The organism is Collimonas sp. (assembly GCF_035566375.1).
Taxonomy (GTDB): Bacteria; Pseudomonadota; Gammaproteobacteria; order Burkholderiales; family Burkholderiaceae_D; genus Collimonas.
The window spans coordinates 1-17,123 of record NZ_DATMRK010000011.1 but is presented as its reverse complement, the minus strand read 5'-3'; the positions used below and the strand labels follow the sequence as shown (position 1 = coordinate 17,123).

Here is a 17,123-nt window from a genome sequence, read left to right as displayed (position 1 = left end):
TGCGCGTGGATTGTCCGCGCCGTCAAACCGCATCGCCCAACGCCGCCAGCAAATCAGCCTGATGCTCTGCGGCCAGCGCATTGGTCAACTCTGCCAGGTCGCCATCCATGATGAAATCGAGTTTGTACAAAGTCAGATTGATGCGATGGTCGGTCATCCGGCCTTGCGGGAAATTGTAGGTGCGAATCCGCTCGCTGCGGTCGCCCGAACCGATCAGCGATTTGCGGGTTGCGGCTTCTTTCGATTGCTGCGCGCGCAGTTGACCGTCCTTGATGCGGGCCGCCAGCACTTTCAGGGCGGACGCCTTGTTCTTGTGCTGGCTGCGGTCATCCTGGCATTCGACCACGATGCCGGTCGGCATATGGGTGATGCGCACCGCGGAATCGGTCTTGTTGATGTGCTGGCCGCCAGCGCCGGAGGCGCGGTAAGTGTCGATGCGGATATCGGCCGGATTGATGTCGACATCGCCGACTTCATCCGCCTCCGGCATGATGGCCACGGTGCAAGCGGAAGTATGGATGCGGCCCTGGGTTTCCGTGGCAGGCACCCGTTGCACGCGATGACCGCCGGATTCGAATTTCAGCTTGGAGTAGGCGCCAAAGCCGATCACGCGCACGATCACTTCTTTGTAACCGCCGATTTCCGACGCCGATTCCGACACCATCTCTACCTGCCAGCGATTGCGTTCGGCAAAGCGCGTGTACATGCGCAGCAGATCGCCGGCGAACAGCGCCGATTCGTCGCCGCCGGTGCCGGCCCGGATTTCCAGGAAAATATTGCGTTCGTCGTTAGGATCTTTAGGCAGCAGCATCTTTTGCAGATCGGCCTGCAGCTGCTCCATGCGCGCTTTGGCCGCGACGATTTCATCCTGGGCGAATTCCTTCATGTCAGGATCGGCTTGCATTTCTTGCGCAGCTGCGATATCGGCGTCGGCCTGCAGGTAAGACTGGTATACGGCCACCAGCGGCCCCAGTTCCGCATGTTCGCGGGTCAGCTTGCGGTAGCTGTCCATGCTGGCGGTCGCATCCTCCTGCATTAGCAGGTCATTGACCTCGACTAAGCGATTGGCGAGTTGATCGAGCTTGGCGAGCATTGATGGTTTCATGGCGGGTTTCAGTCAGGGCAAGGCGAATCGAAGGGGGGCAACAACGTCACGCGCAAGGCAACACGATCAGACGTGGCCATGCGAGGCATAGCGCAGGCGCGCTAACGTTTAGTACGGAATAATTGCGGCAGGAGGGCTGCCAGGCGCGCGCGTTCGTCGCCATGGGCATTGTGCAAAGCCTGTTGCGGGCCGTGCAGGAACTTGGCGGTCAGGCCCTTGGAGAGCGCTTCCAGGACAACCTCGATATCTTCGCCCCTGGCCAGCATCTTGCGCGCGCGCTCCAGCTCCAGGCGGCGCATGGCTTCGCTCGATTCTTGCAAATCCTGGATCACCGGTACCACCGCCCGGTTATCGACCCAGTGCATGAATGACTGCACCCGGGTTTCGATGATGGCTTCCGCTTGCGCCACCGCGGCCTGGCGATTTTCCATGCCGGTTTGCACAATCGAACCAAGATCATCGACTGTATACAGAAAGATATCGTCGAGACGGCCGATTTCGGTTTCGATATCGCGCGGCACCGCCAGGTCCAGCATGAACATTGGTTTGTGGCGCCTGGCTTTGACGGCGCGTTCGACCATGCCAAGACCGATGATCGGCAAGGTCGATGCGGTACAAGAAACGATAATGTCGAACTTGCCCAATTGTGTCGGCAAATCGGCCAGCCGGATTGCCTGGCCGTCGAAACGGTGGGCCAGCAATTCGGCGCGCTCCAGGGTACGGTTGGCGACTGTCAAGGATTTCGGATTTTGCGCAGCAAAGTGGGTGGCGCATAACTCGATCATTTCGCCGGCGCCGATAAACAATACGTGCTGCCCGGCTACGGTATCGAAAATGCGTTCCGACATACGAACCGCAGCGGCGGCCATGGAGACGCTATGGGCGCCGATTTCGGTGGTGCTGCGGACTTCTTTGGCGACGGCAAAAGTACGTTGAAACAACTGATGCAAATAAGTACCGAGTCCGCCCACGGCTTCTGCGTGACGCACCGCATCCTTCATCTGGCCAAGGATCTGCGCTTCGCCCAGCACCATCGAATCAAGTCCGGAGGCAACCCGGAACGCATGGCGCACGGCGTTGTCTTGCGGCAAGGTGTACAAATGCGGACGCAAGTCGGCATAGGGCAACTGGTGGTAATGCGCCAGGAAATGTGCGGTGGAATCAATCGAAGTATCGATAACGTTGGCGCCGCCATGCTGAAAATTGCCGGCCGCGTACAGTTCGGTGCGATTGCAGGTTGACAGAATCGCAGCTTCATCCGACATGTCGGGCGTGTTGCCACCGCTGAACCAGGCGCGCGCCGCCATCACTGCCTGACCGATCTGGTCAGCAGGGAAGGCCACCTTTTCGCGCAGGGAAACAGGCGCGGTGGTGTGGTTGAGTCCGACGGTTAGCAAGTGCATAGGTGCGGGTGGCAGCGGGAAGGGACAACATTGTTAACCCAAGATTATACTCTTTGTAGCCAAGGAACAAATTTCAGCCCGGCTGGGGCTGCAGGCTAAGGCTGTGACCCGCAGCCCGAGTCTAGTTGGTGAGAGCTGGTAACGTCACCATGAAAGTACTACCTTCGCCCAGAGTGCTTTCCAACATGATTTCACCGAAATGACGTTCCACAACGGTTTTTACAAACACCAGGCCGAGACCGGTGCCGTCCGAATGCGGCTGGCCGGGGGCGCTGACACGTTGATAACGTTGGAATAACCTGGCCTGGTCATGCGGTGCGATGCCGAAACCCTGGTCGCTGATCCGGCAGGTTACCTGTGGCAGCAATTTGACGTATTTCAGGCGCAGGGTGCAGGTAATCCTGGTATCCGGCAGGCTATAGCTGATGGCGTTCGAGATCAGGTTGCACAACGCTCGCGCCATCAGGGAACGATCGATATTGGTCAGGAATTCCTGGCCTTCGATATCGGTGATCAGCTCGATTTTCTTATTGTTGGCAAGACTCCACATTTCATCGACGGCGTCATACAGCACGTCCTGGAAATCCACCTCTTCGAGCCGGTATTCGGAGGACTCGGCGCGCGCCAGCTGGACAAAATTATCCGCCAGCCCCAAGGTCTTGCGTGCAGCCTGCTCCAGGCGGGCGAAGAATTCCTTTTGCGGCAGCGCCGATGAGGGATTTCCTTGCAATTCGAGCAAGGCCAGGATCGACGCTTGCGGTGCCCGCATGTCATGCGACAGGAAGCGCAGGGTCTCATCCCGGCTGCGTTCAGCGGCGCGGATAACGGTGATATCGACGATGCTGACGATCCAGCCGGTCAATACCTGGTGTGCAGAGTGGCAAGGACCGCTCTTGATCAACAGGTCGCGCCCTTGCTGGTCTTGTACCGTGGTGCCGCTGGTGAGGGTTGAGACATGTTCCAGATCGATCAGATCCCACCAGCTGAAGGTATGGCCGGCCGAGGTATTGCTTGCTTGCGGCGTGTTCATGTTGGAAAACAGGTAGGGCAACAGCGCGCCGTCGATATTCCGTATGCCGGCGGCGGCGAAGTAATCTCTGGCGAACTGATTTGACACCAGCACATGGCCGTCGACGGTGGTGATCAGAGTGGCGTCCGGCAGGCTGTTCAGGCTGTCGGAAATAAACTGGCGCAAATCGCGCACCCGGCGTGCCGCCACGCGCATGGCATTGATGCGTTGCTCAAGTATGTCTTCCACCTGTTGCGGAGCGGGCTCTGTATTTATCTCGGGCAGCAAATGCGGTTCCTGGTCCAGCAACATGAACTCTTGCCCGAGATAGGAAATCGCCGATTCGAGGCGGATCCAGTTCCATATGGGATGAGCGATGGCCAGCGCGATCAAGGCTGCGGTAGGGGCAATCCAGAACCCCAGCATCAACAGGAAATAGCTGGCCGCCATCGTCAACAGCATCAGGGCTGCCGTGATCAGCAAGGAAATCCGTGGCGTCCACAGCAGGTAGCTGGATAGCGCGATCAGGACCGGAATAATGCTGAACAGGGCAGTCTGCAGAGGCCGGGCGATGCTGATCGACTTGTGATCGAGCAGGCCCGCCAGGATGTTGGCGTTGATCTCGATGCCCGGCATGACGCCGGAAGTGCCTGATACCGGGGTCGGAAAAGTATCCGCCATGCCAAGCGCGGTGGCGCCGATCAATACATATTTGCCGGTGAAAAATTGATCGGGAACGTCGCCACGCAGTACCGAAGCATACGGTACGGAGCGGAAATGGCCGCTGCCGCCGGCGAACGGAATCTGGATTTGATAATCGCGTTGCCAGCTGTCTGCCTGGTGCGGACCGAGCTTGGCCGGTGTGTCATCGAGGCGCGCACCTGGCAGATTGCCATTGGCGTCGGTAATCCTCTGTCCGGTGACGCCGGCCAGCGCGACCGCAAAATGCGGCCACCATTGGTTGTCCTGGCCTTCTTGCAGAAAGACACTGCGGACTACCCCGTCCGGATCGAGTTCCAGATGTATGTGGCCGACACTGCGTGCAGCGTTGAGAAAATCCGGCGTTGGCGGCAAGGCCTTGAGCCCGGGGCCGGCACTGGCGACGACAATCGGCAGCACTGTCAGTTTGCTGGCGGCCAGCGCTTTGGTCAGCGCCCGATCATCGGCACGCTGGCCAGGGGACTGTCCCTGTTCGGCTTCCGGCATGATCACATCCAAGCCGATTGCCAGGGGATTGGCATGCATGATCCGGTTCAGCAATTTCGCGTGCAGGCTGCGCTCCCAGGGCCAGCGCCCCAGCTTGCTGATACTGTAGTCGTCGATGGCGACGATGATGATGTCATCGCGCGCCGGCCGTGAATCGGCCCGCATGAACTGATCGTACAAGGTTCTGTCGAGACGGCCGAGGCCGTTTACATAACCCATGCTGCCGGCCACGATCAGCATCAATACGGTGATCGCCATCCATTGGCGAAACGCCACCCGTTTGATGAGCGGAAAAACCTGCTTGATCATGAGCGCCTGGCGAGAGATCGCATGGTCACGGCCGGGTTAATAACCGGCCTGGGTAGTGCCGCCGGCATTGAGCAGAGGCGAGCCGTCGCTGGTGACCCAACGGCTGCCGATGTAGATTTTTTGCGGCGCTGAAAAGGGGCTGACATAACCGTCCGGATCAATCGCTTTGACGCGAATGAAATAGGCGCCGGCAGCCGGACGCGGGACGCTGATTTCCGGCGTTGCCGTGGTTTGCGTCAGCAGTAGCGTCGAGAAGGCTGCGTCGCGGCCGATCTCGACCACGAAATTTTGCCCCGGCTCTGCGGACCAGCTGAATGACAGGTCGCCATCAAGCGCATCGGCAATCTTGGGAACCTGCAAGGCTGGCAGCAAGTTGAAACTTTGCGGATCGCCATAAGGTCCTTGATCGCGGCCGTTGGTTTGTTCGACGATGGTAGCTACGCGCCAGTAGTAAGTACCCAACGCCAGTTTGCCGGCGCTGAATTGCGGTGCGGTGAGCGCCGCCTGGTCGACTACCAGTTGCTGGAACCCGGCATCGCTGGCGACTTGCAAATGATAGGCTTGCGCATTGCCGACCTCGGCCCAGCTAAACATCACATCTTCGCTGCGCGATTTGTTTTTTGGTTCGATCGAGATGGGCGGCTCTGGCCGGGCTTTTAATGTAAACGCGGCTATCCGCGGAATACCTTGCAAACCGATTTGATCGAGCGCGGTGATGCGGACGAAATATTGGCCATCCGCCAGTCCGTCGATCTTCAGCTCGATATTGTCCGACTCTGCCTCGCTAACGATATTGCGCGCATCGGCATCGGTGGCGATTTGCGCGCGATAACCATGCGCACCAGCTATCGGGGCGACGGTAAAGCGCACCCTCGGCCGTTCTTGCAGTTGCGGACGGCCGCTGAACTGCGGCGCGGGCAACAGCGCAACCGCCTTGCCCACCCCTTTGGCATTGGTCACATTACCTTGGCCTGGATGCAGGGTCAGCGCTGGCGGCTGGCTTTTCTTTGCCACCGCAACACCGCCGCTCAGCACTTCGGTCATGACGCTGTCGCCGACCAGATCGACCCGGAAGTCGGTGCCGCGTACGCCTGCCACCGCCAGTGGCGAATGGACTTCGAAGCGGCCTTTGTTTTTGTCCAGCGGCGAGACTTTGGATTCGACCCGGCCTTTCAACAGCGTAATTTCAGTGCGCGGACTCTTGGTATACCGTGCAGTACGCAGCTTGCTTAGTTTTACCTGGCTGTTGGAGGGGAGGGCGATATGCGATTGATCGGGCAGGGTGAGAGTCAGAAAGCTGTTGCTGCCGGTATTGATGATGGCGCCTTCGGACAGCGTGGCGCCGATGTTGATGTCGATCGCACGGCCGTCGGCAGCGATTGCATCGATGTTGCCTGACATGGCTGATACCTGGGCAGTGCTGGGATCATCCGGCAGCAGCGCCACCGGAATGATGACGGCGGTGCCGACCGGGATCGTACGGTCGTTCCCGATATGGTTGAGTTGTGCCAGTTGCACCCAGTTGCTCTTGCTGGCAGTAAGCTGCTCGGCGATCACGCTCAAGGTGTCGCCCAGTTGTGCGCGGTAAGTGACGGTTGCGACGCCCACCTGCAGCGCAGATGGATCGAACGCCGGCGAGGCAGCCAATAGCCGGGACGGACCGGCAACGAAAAGAGCCAGAAAAGCTATTTTTTTGAATGTGCTGCGCATGTCTGTCTGTCAGCGCAACCGAAACGCGCCTTATCCTGTTAGTTGTTCTAGTCGATAACCGTAGCTATAAACCGGAGCTAGTCGATAGCCGTTTTCTGGTCGTAATTGTAACTTACTCCGCACCCGCGAGACGTGGGTATCCATGGTGCGAGACGGAATATCGACATCGCGTGACCAGACTGCTTCGAGGATGTAGGCACGTGAAAGGGGACGGCCGAGGTTGCGAAAAAACAACAATGCCAGGTCGAATTCCTTCTGCGTGATCTCGATCGGCTTGCCAGCCAGGGTCAAACGGCCTGAGCGGGTCTCAAACAAATAATCGTTAAACACGATTTGTTCGCTTGAATTCTGAATCGGATAAGCGCGTCGCAACAGGGCTTGCACGCGTGCTACCAACTCGCTGCGCCGGATCGGCTTGATCATGTAATCATCGGCGCCGGCGGCCAAGCCTTCGACAATGTCGTCTTCGCCGGAGCGGCTGGTGATGAACAGGACCGGGATCGTTTTAGGGAGTTTGTCTCTTACCCAGCGCAAGACTTCCGGGCCGCTGAGATCAGGAACCTGCCAATCCAGAACCAGCATGTCGTAGCTTTCCCGACGCAACTGATTCAATATTTCTTTTCCACTCTGAAATGGATGGCAAATATGCCCACTGGATGTGAGCACCTGGCAAACTAGATCGGTTTGACTGGGATCGTCATCAAGGACAGCAATTCTCATATTTTATATATGTTAGGTGACTTCAGCGCTGGTGGCCGGCATCGGTTTGTGGCAGATACAAGGAGTATATTAATCTTATTGCCACATTGCTGTAGACAAATATTTTATATATTTCCAATGTCTTTCATTTGCCACAAAAATTAAAAAATTCAGTGATGTCAGATGCGTTCCACAAAGCCCATGCCAAAACCGCAACTGAGGCAGTATTTGTCTTGGTGTAATACGCAATTGTCACAAACAGTGTACGACGGGATTTGTAAAATTCTACCAACGGCGTCAATAATGAGCGCCCGCTCGGGGCAGGGATCCGAGACAGTCATTGAGCGGGCTTTTGCCGACGCAGCGTTGCGTCGAATCCGGCCTTGAGTCGAGTTTTAATCTCAGCTTTAACGCCAGCTTTAATGACTGGCTTCCTAACCCCGAGCCTTAAATATTGACTTACGCGTCCGGCAGTACCACGTTGACGTCCAGTACTTCAAGATTTCCCTGGCGATCCAGGGAAATCTTGATGTCGTCGGCGTTGACCTTGGTGTATTTCGAAATGACTTCGATCAGTTCTTTATGCAACGCCGGCAAGAAATCGTGGCCCTGGCGGCCATTCCGTTCGCGGGCAATGATGATTTGCAGGCGCTCCTTGGCGGCTGACGCCGTTTTGGGCTTGCTGTTAAACAAGAACGAGAGCAATGCCATGTTACTTCCCTCCAAAAATGCGGTGCAGGAACCCCGGTTTTTCATAGGAGGTAAAACGCAGGGGGACTTCTTCCCCAAGGAAGCGCGAGACCACGTCTTCGTAGGCCAGGGCGACATCGCTACCCTTGATATGAATTGCCGGATTACCCTGGTTAGAGGCGTGCAATACCGATTCCGATTCAGGAATGATGCCGACCAACGGGATGCGCAGAATATCTTGAACGTCGGTATACGACAGCATTTCACCGGCCTCGACGCGTTTTGCCGAATAGCGGGTGATCAGTAAATGTTCCTTGACCGGCTCGCCGCCATTTTGCGCGCGCCGCGATTTTGCCTGGATGATGCCGAGGATGCGATCGGAGTCGCGCACCGACGACACTTCAGGATTGGTCACGACTACTGCCTCATCGGCAAACGTCAGCGCCATCACGGCGCCGCGTTCGATGCCGGCCGGCGAATCGCAAATGATGTATTCGAAATCCATCTTGATCAGGTCATTGAGAACGGTCTCAACGCCTTCTTCGGTCAAGGCATCTTTGTCGCGAGTTTGCGAAGCCGGCAAAATGAACAGATTTTCGCAATGCTTGTCCTTGATCAAAGCCTGGGTCAAGGTTGCTTCTTTATTGACGACATTGATCAGATCGTACACTACGCGTCGTTCACAACCCATGATCAAATCCAGATTGCGCAGGCCGACGTCAAAGTCGAGCACCGCGGTTTTGTGGCCGCGCATGGCCAGACCGGATGCAAAACTGGCGCTGGAGGTGGTCTTGCCAACTCCGCCTTTGCCGGACGTAACAACGATGATTTTTGCCACGAAGAGCTCCTAAGGTTATGCATTGCTGGACAGAGTTTAATAGTCGCCGCCGTGCGACGAATTACTCTGTCCCCAACTGATTAGATAAATGGTTACAAGATCCCAAGTCCGATTAAGTGCGAGCAGCGGAACTGAGCGATAGTACGTCAATCCGATCGCCGCTAAGGCGAATTTGTGCCGGCTGGCCCTTCTGTTCCGGCGGCAGGCCGTTTTCAAAAGTGCGATACACGCCGGCGATTGAGACCAGTTCGGCTTCCATGCTGGCTGCAAAAATACGTGCCGAGGTATCGCCGCTGGCGCCGGCCAGCGCCCGCCCGCGCAGTGGCGCGTAGACGTGAATGCTGCCGTCGGCAATGATTTCGGCGCCATTGTTAACTGTAGCGGTGATGACCAGATCGGCGTCGCGCGCATAAATCCGTTGCCCTGCGCGTATCGGCGTATCGATGATCATGGTGCTGGCGGCAACTCTGGCAGGCGCCGCAACCGGGGCCGGCGGCGGCGCAGGGGTGGCAGGCTCCTGGCGTGTGGCTACGACCTGATCGATGCTCAAGCCGCTGGCGACGATGTCGGCTTCCATTTCCGTGGGTGCATTGCGCACCGCAACCGCATTCAAGCGATATTTCTTCAGAAGCGCAATCAATTGCGGCCAATCTATATGCGATCGGTCCGATCCCAGCGCAGCAACATCGATAACTGCAAACTCGTTGTCAAAGAAATCGGCGCTGCCGCCGGTCATTTCCTGCAAGGCAGCCTCCAATGCCATCGGATCGGAATCATGCAAGATGGCGGATACGGCGACCACGGTTGCAATTTTTATTTCAATCGGCTTGCGGGATTTGTTTTTGAGCATAAAGCAGTGAGATGTATGGGCAGACCAAGGCGGAAAGTGCTGACGAATTGGTTTATAGAACGTTTAGATGGCAATTGGTTCGGTTTGAATGAATATAAAATACTGTCTTAATTTGCGATCTTACCAAATCTCGGGAGGATCACGAAAAAAGCATTGCCGCTGTCTATCCGTTGTCTCATATTTGTTTGCCGATCTCGTTGCATTTGCATGCTGCTTTACCTGGCCCGGCCAGCGGATTCCGGCGCTTCGGATTGGGTAGCTGGTTGGGTAACCGATTGGCTAACCGATTGGCTAACAACTCGCGCCACAAATGCAAAAAGGGCTTAGCCGAAGCTAAGCCCTTTTCTGTTCTTGGTGGCCCGGGGCGGAATCGAACCACCGACACAAGGATTTTCAATCCTCTGCTCTACCGACTGAGCTACCAGGCCAAGGGACAGGAGTATAGCAAAACATTTTCGATCCGCAAAGCCCCTTGTTGAAACTTCTTGAAAAAACTTTGTGTTGCTCAAATTGTGAGCGGAAATTTCGGGCCGGGGTTCATGGAAACCCTTATTTAACGGGGTAGACGAGGCCTCGTATGCGTAGTCGTTATAATGACGGCATGAAAGATATCGGATCAATCTCGAAAAATGCTGGCGCCGCGCCGACGGTGAAATACGATATTTGTATTGTGGGCAATGGCGCTGTCGGCAAGGCGGCGGCATTGGCCTTGGCGCAGATCGGCTTGCGCGTCACTTTGCTGGGGATGCCGGCGGCTGCATCTGCGGCAGCGGCAAAGCCAGATGTTTGGGATACGCGCGTGTACGCGCTGAATCATGTGGCGCGCAGCCTGCTGTCGACGATCAAGGTGTGGGACGCCTTGGACCAGGCGCGGGTTAGCGCCGTAGACGGCATGGCGATCAAAGGCGGGACTGACAGCGCAGCCGGCAATCTCACGTTTGACGCTTACAGCGCGCGTGTCGATGCGTTGGCATGGATTGTTGAGGATGACAATTTGAATCAGGCGCTGGATGCAGCGCTGAAATTTGCGTCGAATGTGCGCGTGCTCAGCGGCCGCGTCAAGACGATGCTGGTGGATGCGGCAGCGGCGACTTTGCAACTGGAGTCCGGCGAGACCATCAGCGCTGCCCTGATCGTGGGCGCCGACGGCGCGCAATCCTGGGTCCGTAGCCAGTGCCAGATTGGAATCGATTACCGCTCTTATAAGCAGCGCGGGGTGGTCGCCAATTTCTCATGTGAGCGGCCGCATCATGGCATTGCCTATCAATGGTTTACCGAAACCGAAGGGATCGTCGCCTTGCTGCCTTTACCGGGGCAACGAGTATCCTTGGTCTGGTCGGCGCCGGAAGCTCTGGCGCTTTCACTATTGGATGAACCGCTGTCGCAACTGGCCGTGCGTCTGTCTTCGTTGGCAAGCGAGAAGCTGGGGCCGTTGCAACCATTGCACCCGGAACTGGCGCAAGCGTTTCCTTTGTCCTTGCTCAAGACCCATGCCTTGGTGGCGCCGCGGGTCGCTCTGATCGGTGATGCCGGCCACGTGGTGCATCCGCTGGCCGGGCATGGCATGAATCTCGGTTTCGGCGATGTCGCGGCCTTGATCCAGGTGCTGGCTGAGCGCGGCATGCATCGCGATTGCGGCGACGCCAGTGTGCTGGCGCGTTACGCCCGTGCGCGCAAGGAAGAAATACTGTTGATGCAAGTGACTACCGACGGTCTGGAACGGCTGTTTGGCGTCGATTTCGGTCCGCTGCGCTTGCTGCGTAATGTCGGGTTGAACTTGCTGGATAAAATACCGGTCTTAAAAAGACAATTGATGACCCACGCGGTGGGTCGAACCACCGATAAAGAATAACTGGAATAACGATGAAAAAAATAAGCGTGATGTTGGTCGCCTTGCTGGGCTTGTGGGTAAGCGTTGCAGGCGCCGAGACTTTGCAGGAAGCGTCGGTTAAAAAGCTGATCGAGCCGCGTCTGGGGGATGGCGTCAAGGTTGATGAAGTGACCAAGACCCCTTATTCGGGTTTGTTTGAAGTGCGTGTCGGCAACGATATTTTTTATACCGACGCCGCTGCCAAATATGTTTTTGTCGGCCGCATCATGGACGCGCAAAGTTCGCGTGACTTTACCCGGGAACGGGTGGATGAGTTGAGCAAGATCAAGTTTTCCGATTTGCCGCTGGATCTGGCCATGAAAAAGGTCAAGGGCAACGGCAAGCGTGTGATCGCGGTGTTCGAAGATCCCAACTGCGGCTATTGCAAACGCTTCCACAAGAACACTTTGCCGGAAGTCGATAACGTTACTGTATATACCTTCCTGTATAACATTCTGGCGGAAGATTCCGCCGTCAAAGCCCGAAACGTCTGGTGCAGCACGGATCGCAACAAGGCCTGGACCGATCTGATGGTCGACGGCAAAGCCGCCGTTGCCGCCCCGACTGCCTGCCAGTCGCCGAACGACAAGGTGCTGGCGCTCGGTCAAAAATTGAATGTGACTGGCACCCCGACGATTATCTTTGCCGACGGTTCGCGCGCGCCAGGCTGGATCGATGCGAAAACCATGGAAGCCAAATTCAGTTCTTTGAAATAAATCAGGCGCCTGCCATTCGGCATTCGCGACATCTCTCTGAATGCTGAAACCTGTCATGGGTCTTCAACAATATAGTGGGCAAATGAGTGGGCAAATGAGCGGACAAATCGTCGGCCTGTTGCTGGCCGCTGGCCGCGGCCGGCGCTTTGACCCGAGCGGCAGCCGCAGTAAATTGCTGCAATCGTTGCCGACCGCTTGCGGCCAGACGGTACTGGCAACTGCCGCCGGCAATTTGGCCGCAGCGTTGCCGATATGTGTGGTCTTGCGCTATGACGTAGCGGAACTGATCACGCAAGTTGCAGGCTACGCGTGGGTGCAATGCGAAGCTGCCGACGATGGCATGGCGGCGTCGCTGGTATACGGTTTGCAGCAGACCGCGGATGCCGCTGGCTGGGTAATTGCCCTGGCCGATATGCCCTATGTGCAGACATCCACCATCCATGCTCTGGCCTCGGCGCTGCGGCTAGGGGCTGACATTGCCGTGCCGACTCATCTGGGCCGGCGTGGTAACCCGGTCGGCTTTGGCCGCAAGTATTTGCCGCAGCTGCTGGCTCTGCGCGGTGATCACGGTGCGCGCAGTTTGTTGCAGTCATTGCCCGTCGTTGAAGTAGCGGTGGACGATCCTGGCATCCATCAGGACATCGATACCGTCGCTGATATACGACATTCCTCGACCTGAAGCCGGTAATCCGCCGGTCTTTTTTGTTCCTGGCAACCGAGGCGAGGTCTAATCTGCGCAATCCCGCTACACTATCGTCTTTTTTGCGCAGCCGGCGACCAGCCCGCGCATACTGACGTTTCCCCTGACGAAGCCCCCCAGATGAATCCACATTTCCTGAACAAACGTATTATCCATTTACTTGGTTATGCCGGGCTGATTCCGTTCGTGCTATTGACGCTTGCCTGCTGGCTGGTCAACGCCGACTGGCTGCGTGATTTTATTCGCGGGCAACTGGCGTATGGCATCGCTGCCTTGTCTTTTCTCGGTGGAATCCACTGGGGCGCGGTGGTGTTGCGGGCCGATCTGTCGGCTGATCACACGAAAAAAGCCTTGATCTGGGGCGTGGCGCCGACCAGCATCGCCTGGTTCTCGACCATGGCCGGCGGTTTCGGTTTCGCCTTGCTGATCGCGGGTTTTATCGCGGCTTACCAGGCAGACAAGCGCTTGTTCCCATGGTACGGCTTGCCGGCCTGGTTTATTAAATTGCGTTTCAGATTGACTTGTGTAGCGGTGGCGGCGCTGATGCTGACCGTGATCGCGGGTAATGTTCGGGGATAAAAGATGAAAAAAAATACTGCCAAATTAAGTGCCAAGTCTGCTCTCAGCTACAGCATCGTTGCCGCCGATCCTGCGGCCCATTTGTTTGCCGTTACGCTGAGTATTGCCGAGCCGGCTGCGGTCGGGCAGATCGTCGCCTTGCCGGCATGGATTCCTGGCAGTTACATGATCCGTGAGTTTGCGCGCAACGTCGTACAAATCCGCGCTGAGTCGAACGGCCGCAAGATCGCCCTCAAGAAACTCGATAAGCATTCGTGGCAGGCAGCGCCCTGCGACGGCCCGCTGACCTTGCATTACCTGGTGTACGCATGGGATCTGTCGGTGCGCACCGCACATCTGGACCAGACCCATGGTTTCTTCAACGGCACCAGCGTATTTTTGCGCGTAGTCGGCCAGGAAAGCACGCCGCATATCGTCGATATCCAACGTCCGCAAGGCGAAGCATTCGAAGCGTGGCGCATCGCCACCGCGCTGCCGACGCTGAAAGCCAAGCGCGGCTCTTTCGGCAGTTATGTCGCCGCCAACTACGACGAACTGATCGACCATCCGGTCGAAATGGGGACTTTTCAACTGGCCAGTTTCAAAGCGCACGGCGTGCCCCATGAGATTGCGATTACTGGCAATGTGCCGAATCTGGATCTGGTGCGCCTAAGCGCGGACCTGAAAAAGATTTGCGAGACCCAGATCGCTTTCTTCGAACCGGCCGGCAGCAAGTTTGCCAGGCGCGCACCGATGCAACGCTATGTGTTCCTGACGCTGGCAGTGGGCGATGGTTACGGCGGACTTGAGCATCGCGCTTCGACCGCATTGATCTGCGCGCGGGCCGATTTGCCGGTCAAGGGGCAAGCGGAAATGAGCGACGGTTACCGCACATTCCTTGGCCTGTGCAGCCATGAATACTTCCATACCTGGAACGTCAAGCGTATCAAGCCGGCTGCGTTTGCGCCTTATGATCTGCAAGTGGAAAATTACACGCCGCTGTTGTGGCTGTTCGAAGGTTTCACCAGTTACTACGATGATCTGATGCTGTTGCGCAGTGGCTTGATTGACCAGCCGGCTTATTTCAAGCTGATTGAAAAAACCATCAACGGTGTATTGCTAGGCAGCGGCCGGCATAAACAAAGCGTGGCCGAATCCAGCTTCGATGCTTGGGTCAAGTATTATCGCCAGGACGAAAACGCGCCAAACGCTATTGTCAGCTATTACACCAAGGGTTCCCTGGTGGCGCTGGCGTTGGATCTGACTATTCGTAGCGAAACCAAGGGGCGGAAATCGCTGGACGACGTGATGCGCGCCTTGTGGCAAAAATATGGCCGCGATTTTTACGCTGACAACGCCTTAAGCGGCCGTGGTGTCAGCGAGGCTGCCGCCGAAGCCTTGTTCGACGAGGTAACCGGCCTCAAACTGAAACGTTTCTTCGATCGCTATGTACGTGCAACCGATGATTTGCCGCTGGCGAAATTATTGGCGCCGACCGGCATCGTGTTGAACGATAGCCGCAAGCCGGGCAAGCCCTCGCTCGGCGTGCGTACCGCGCGCAATGGCGGCGATTGCAAGCTGGCGAATGTGTATGAAGGCGGCGCTGCCCATCGCGCCGGTTTGTCTGCCGGCGACCTGCTGGTGGCAATCGACGGTATTCGGGTCCCTAACAGCCTGGATGCATTGCTGGCCCGTTACCGGGTTGGCGACAGCATCATCGTCCACGCTTTCCGGCGCGATGAGTTGATGACTTTCAAGGTCAGATTGTTAGCCGACAGCGCGCCGCAAATTGGCCTGCAAGCGGAAGCAAGGCCGGCGCTGGTGCCGGCGTTGCGTACCGCATGGCTGGCGGGGCGCAGCGGACGTTAAGCGCATAAAAATGTAAAAAAGAAGTGTAAAAAAAGCCGGAGCAGTTTGTCCGGCTTTTTTTAATCGGCTTTCAAGCCATTCCAGCGTGGCGTCAGCGTATGCTGGACGGCGAATAAATCCAGCACCCGCCCCAGCGTATGGTCGACCATCTCTGCAATGCTTTGCGGCCGGTGATAGAACCCCGGCAGCGGCGGGAAGATGATGCCGCCCATTTCGGTGACGCTGGTCATATTGCGCAGATGCGCCAGATTGAAGGGCGTTTCGCGCACCATCAGGACCAGGCGTCGACGCTCCTTGAGCACAACATCGGCGGCGCGTGTGATCAGATTATCGGACAAGCCGTTGGCAACTGCAGCCAGGGTTTTCATCGAGCAGGGCGCGATGATCATGCCTTCCGATTGAAACGAGCCGCTGGCGATGGCGGCGCCGATATCGCGCACATTGTGTACTACGTGCGCCAGCGCTTCGACTTGCTTGCGCCGCATCTCCAGTTCCTGATGCAGGTTGAGGACGCCGGCATCGGAAATCATTAAATGGGTTTCGACGCTGGGTATTTCGCGCAACAACTGCAATAACCGCACGCCGTAAATGACACCGGTAGCGCCGGTAATGCCGACAATCAGGCGGCGCGGCGATTGCGTGGTTTCTGCGGCTGGACGGTTGGGCGAGACCACTTGCGGTCTCAGGCCTTCAACAAGGTTTGCAGTTCGCCGGATTCAAACATCTCGTTCATGATGTCGGAACCACCGACGAATTCGCCGTTGACATAGAGTTGCGGAATGGTAGGCCAGTTGGAATAGTCCTTGATGCCTTGGCGCACGGTCGGGTCTTCCAGGACATTGACGGTGACGATGTTTTCAGCGCCGCTGGTCTTCAATAACTGGATGGCGCGGCCGGAAAATCCGCATTGGGGAAATTGCGCGGTTCCTTTCATGAACAGCACCACTGGGTTGCTGGTCACGGTTTCCTTGATCCACGCTTGTACATCGCTCATGGCAATACCTTAAAAAGTTTCAGAATACCGTCATTATATGAAAAAGGCCGTTGTGCTGCTGATGAGTCTGTGGCGGCGAGTGGCCGTACGGCAAGATTTGACCAGAGTTGCCCGGCAGCAGCGCAGAAGTGTGGTGAATTCCGCACTTGTCAAGAGATTTTGACGAAACTGCCCAGTCCATGTACAATCTCAGGTTCTCCCGATTCCGCCCAGCGATTTAGTGTTTGTTTGTCGCTGAATATGGTGTTTTAGGAAAGAAATTTTTTTAATAGTCTTCAATCATTTCGATGAGGTTTCATATGTACGCGGTCATAAAAACCGGTGGCAAACAATATAAGATTGTTGCCGGCGAAAAACTCAAAATAGAACAGATACCTGCAGACATTGGCACCGAACTCACTATTGATCAAGTGCTCGCAGTTGGCGCTGGTGACACCATTAAGTTTGGTGCACCGCTGGTCGAAGGTGCTACGGTGTCGGTTAAGGTATTGGCGCAAGGTCGCCACGATAAAGTCAAGATCTTCAAAATGCGTCGTCGTAAGCATTATCAGAAGCATCAAGGCCATCGTCAAAATTACACCGAAATTCAAATCGTTT

The 17,123-nt window shown here is 56.6% G+C and carries 16 protein-coding genes and 1 tRNA gene; 6 read left to right on the top strand and 11 right to left on the bottom strand.

Features of this window, described 5'->3' with window-relative positions; genetic code table 11:
* Positions 1–22: 22 nt before the first annotated feature.
* The 9 genes from prfA to VNZ60_RS02295 all read right to left on the bottom strand — a co-directional run bounded on the left by prfA (position 23) and on the right by VNZ60_RS02295 (position 10,247).
* The gene (gene prfA / locus VNZ60_RS02335) at positions 23–1,105 is read right to left on the bottom strand and encodes a peptide chain release factor 1 (protein ID WP_325656791.1); all 1,083 of its coding nucleotides are present in this window, start codon (positions 1,103–1,105) and stop codon (positions 23–25) included.
* 101 nt (positions 1,106–1,206) lie between these two features.
* Entirely contained in the window at positions 1,207–2,508 is a 1,302-nt protein-coding gene (hemA, locus tag VNZ60_RS02330; RefSeq protein WP_325656789.1) for a glutamyl-tRNA reductase, read from the bottom strand.
* Between the two features lie 121 nt (positions 2,509–2,629).
* Complete coding sequence (locus VNZ60_RS02325; RefSeq protein WP_325656787.1) at positions 2,630–5,032, bottom strand: CHASE2 domain-containing protein; 2,403 nt, start codon at positions 5,030–5,032, stop codon at positions 2,630–2,632.
* A 36-nt stretch (positions 5,033–5,068) separates the two neighbouring features.
* Complete coding sequence (locus tag VNZ60_RS02320) at positions 5,069–6,742, bottom strand: FecR family protein (protein ID WP_325656785.1); 1,674 nt, start codon at positions 6,740–6,742, stop codon at positions 5,069–5,071.
* Between the two features lie 30 nt (positions 6,743–6,772).
* The gene (locus VNZ60_RS02315) at positions 6,773–7,462 is read right to left on the bottom strand and encodes a response regulator transcription factor (protein WP_014007885.1); all 690 of its coding nucleotides are present in this window, start codon (positions 7,460–7,462) and stop codon (positions 6,773–6,775) included.
* A 438-nt stretch (positions 7,463–7,900) separates the two neighbouring features.
* Positions 7,901–8,152, bottom strand: a complete 252-nt coding sequence (gene minE / locus VNZ60_RS02310; protein WP_325656780.1) for a cell division topological specificity factor MinE — start codon at positions 8,150–8,152, stop codon at positions 7,901–7,903.
* Position 8,153: 1 nt separating this feature from the next.
* Positions 8,154–8,969 (bottom strand): septum site-determining protein MinD, encoded by an 816-nt coding sequence (gene minD / locus VNZ60_RS02305; RefSeq protein WP_325656778.1) that lies wholly within the window; start codon positions 8,967–8,969, stop codon positions 8,154–8,156.
* A 112-nt stretch (positions 8,970–9,081) separates the two neighbouring features.
* On the bottom strand, positions 9,082–9,819 hold the full coding sequence (gene minC / locus VNZ60_RS02300) for a septum site-determining protein MinC (RefSeq protein ID WP_325656776.1): 738 nt from the start codon (positions 9,817–9,819) through the stop codon (positions 9,082–9,084).
* A 352-nt stretch (positions 9,820–10,171) separates the two neighbouring features.
* Positions 10,172–10,247: transfer RNA gene (locus VNZ60_RS02295), tRNA-Phe, on the bottom strand.
* Positions 10,248–10,420: 173 nt separating this feature from the next.
* Between VNZ60_RS02295 and VNZ60_RS02290 the strand changes: the two genes are divergently transcribed.
* The 5 genes from VNZ60_RS02290 (at position 10,421) to VNZ60_RS02270 (ending at position 15,532) form a co-directional block, all read left to right on the top strand.
* Positions 10,421–11,671, top strand: a complete 1,251-nt coding sequence (locus tag VNZ60_RS02290) for a UbiH/UbiF family hydroxylase (protein WP_325656861.1) — start codon at positions 10,421–10,423, stop codon at positions 11,669–11,671.
* Between the two features lie 11 nt (positions 11,672–11,682).
* The gene (locus VNZ60_RS02285) at positions 11,683–12,405 is read left to right on the top strand and encodes a DsbC family protein (RefSeq protein ID WP_325656774.1); all 723 of its coding nucleotides are present in this window, start codon (positions 11,683–11,685) and stop codon (positions 12,403–12,405) included.
* Between the two features lie 94 nt (positions 12,406–12,499).
* On the top strand, positions 12,500–13,084 hold the full coding sequence (locus VNZ60_RS02280) for a nucleotidyltransferase family protein (protein WP_325656773.1): 585 nt from the start codon (positions 12,500–12,502) through the stop codon (positions 13,082–13,084).
* A 141-nt stretch (positions 13,085–13,225) separates the two neighbouring features.
* Entirely contained in the window at positions 13,226–13,684 is a 459-nt protein-coding gene (locus VNZ60_RS02275) for a DUF3429 domain-containing protein (RefSeq protein WP_325656771.1), read from the top strand.
* A 3-nt stretch (positions 13,685–13,687) separates the two neighbouring features.
* On the top strand, positions 13,688–15,532 hold the full coding sequence (locus VNZ60_RS02270; RefSeq protein WP_325656769.1) for a M61 family metallopeptidase: 1,845 nt from the start codon (positions 13,688–13,690) through the stop codon (positions 15,530–15,532).
* 59 nt (positions 15,533–15,591) lie between these two features.
* Here VNZ60_RS02270 and VNZ60_RS02265 read toward each other — a convergent pair whose 3' ends face one another.
* Together VNZ60_RS02265 and grxD are read right to left on the bottom strand one after the other, a co-directional pair.
* Positions 15,592–16,206: a UbiX family flavin prenyltransferase gene (locus tag VNZ60_RS02265; RefSeq protein ID WP_325656767.1), complete on the bottom strand. Its 615-nt coding sequence runs from the start codon at positions 16,204–16,206 to the stop codon at positions 15,592–15,594.
* An 8-nt stretch (positions 16,207–16,214) separates the two neighbouring features.
* Positions 16,215–16,526, bottom strand: a complete 312-nt coding sequence (grxD, locus tag VNZ60_RS02260) for a Grx4 family monothiol glutaredoxin (RefSeq protein ID WP_325656765.1) — start codon at positions 16,524–16,526, stop codon at positions 16,215–16,217.
* Between the two features lie 299 nt (positions 16,527–16,825).
* On the opposite strand from grxD, the gene rplU reads away from it, so the two are divergent.
* The coding region (gene rplU, locus VNZ60_RS02255; protein ID WP_325656763.1) for a 50S ribosomal protein L21 at positions 16,826–17,123 on the top strand (298 nt) is incomplete at its 3' end.

Coding starts and splice junctions, on each gene's coding strand:
- VNZ60_RS02320 (WP_325656785.1), bottom strand. CDS start 6,742: ATGCGCAGCACATTCAAAAAAATAGCTTTTCTGGCTCTTTTCGTTGCC.
- minC (WP_325656776.1), bottom strand. CDS start 9,819: ATGCTCAAAAACAAATCCCGCAAGCCGATTGAAATAAAAATTGCAACC.
- hemA (WP_325656789.1), bottom strand. CDS start 2,508: ATGCACTTGCTAACCGTCGGACTCAACCACACCACCGCGCCTGTTTCC.
- VNZ60_RS02325 (WP_325656787.1), bottom strand. CDS start 5,032: ATGATCAAGCAGGTTTTTCCGCTCATCAAACGGGTGGCGTTTCGCCAA.
- minE (WP_325656780.1), bottom strand. CDS start 8,152: ATGGCATTGCTCTCGTTCTTGTTTAACAGCAAGCCCAAAACGGCGTCA.
- VNZ60_RS02285 (WP_325656774.1), top strand. CDS start 11,683: ATGAAAAAAATAAGCGTGATGTTGGTCGCCTTGCTGGGCTTGTGGGTA.
- VNZ60_RS02280 (WP_325656773.1), top strand. CDS start 12,500: ATGAGCGGACAAATCGTCGGCCTGTTGCTGGCCGCTGGCCGCGGCCGG.
- VNZ60_RS02290 (WP_325656861.1), top strand. CDS start 10,421: ATGAAAGATATCGGATCAATCTCGAAAAATGCTGGCGCCGCGCCGACG.
- grxD (WP_325656765.1), bottom strand. CDS start 16,526: ATGAGCGATGTACAAGCGTGGATCAAGGAAACCGTGACCAGCAACCCA.
- prfA (WP_325656791.1), bottom strand. CDS start 1,105: ATGAAACCATCAATGCTCGCCAAGCTCGATCAACTCGCCAATCGCTTA.
- VNZ60_RS02275 (WP_325656771.1), top strand. CDS start 13,226: ATGAATCCACATTTCCTGAACAAACGTATTATCCATTTACTTGGTTAT.
- VNZ60_RS02270 (WP_325656769.1), top strand. CDS start 13,688: ATGAAAAAAAATACTGCCAAATTAAGTGCCAAGTCTGCTCTCAGCTAC.
- VNZ60_RS02315 (WP_014007885.1), bottom strand. CDS start 7,462: ATGAGAATTGCTGTCCTTGATGACGATCCCAGTCAAACCGATCTAGTT.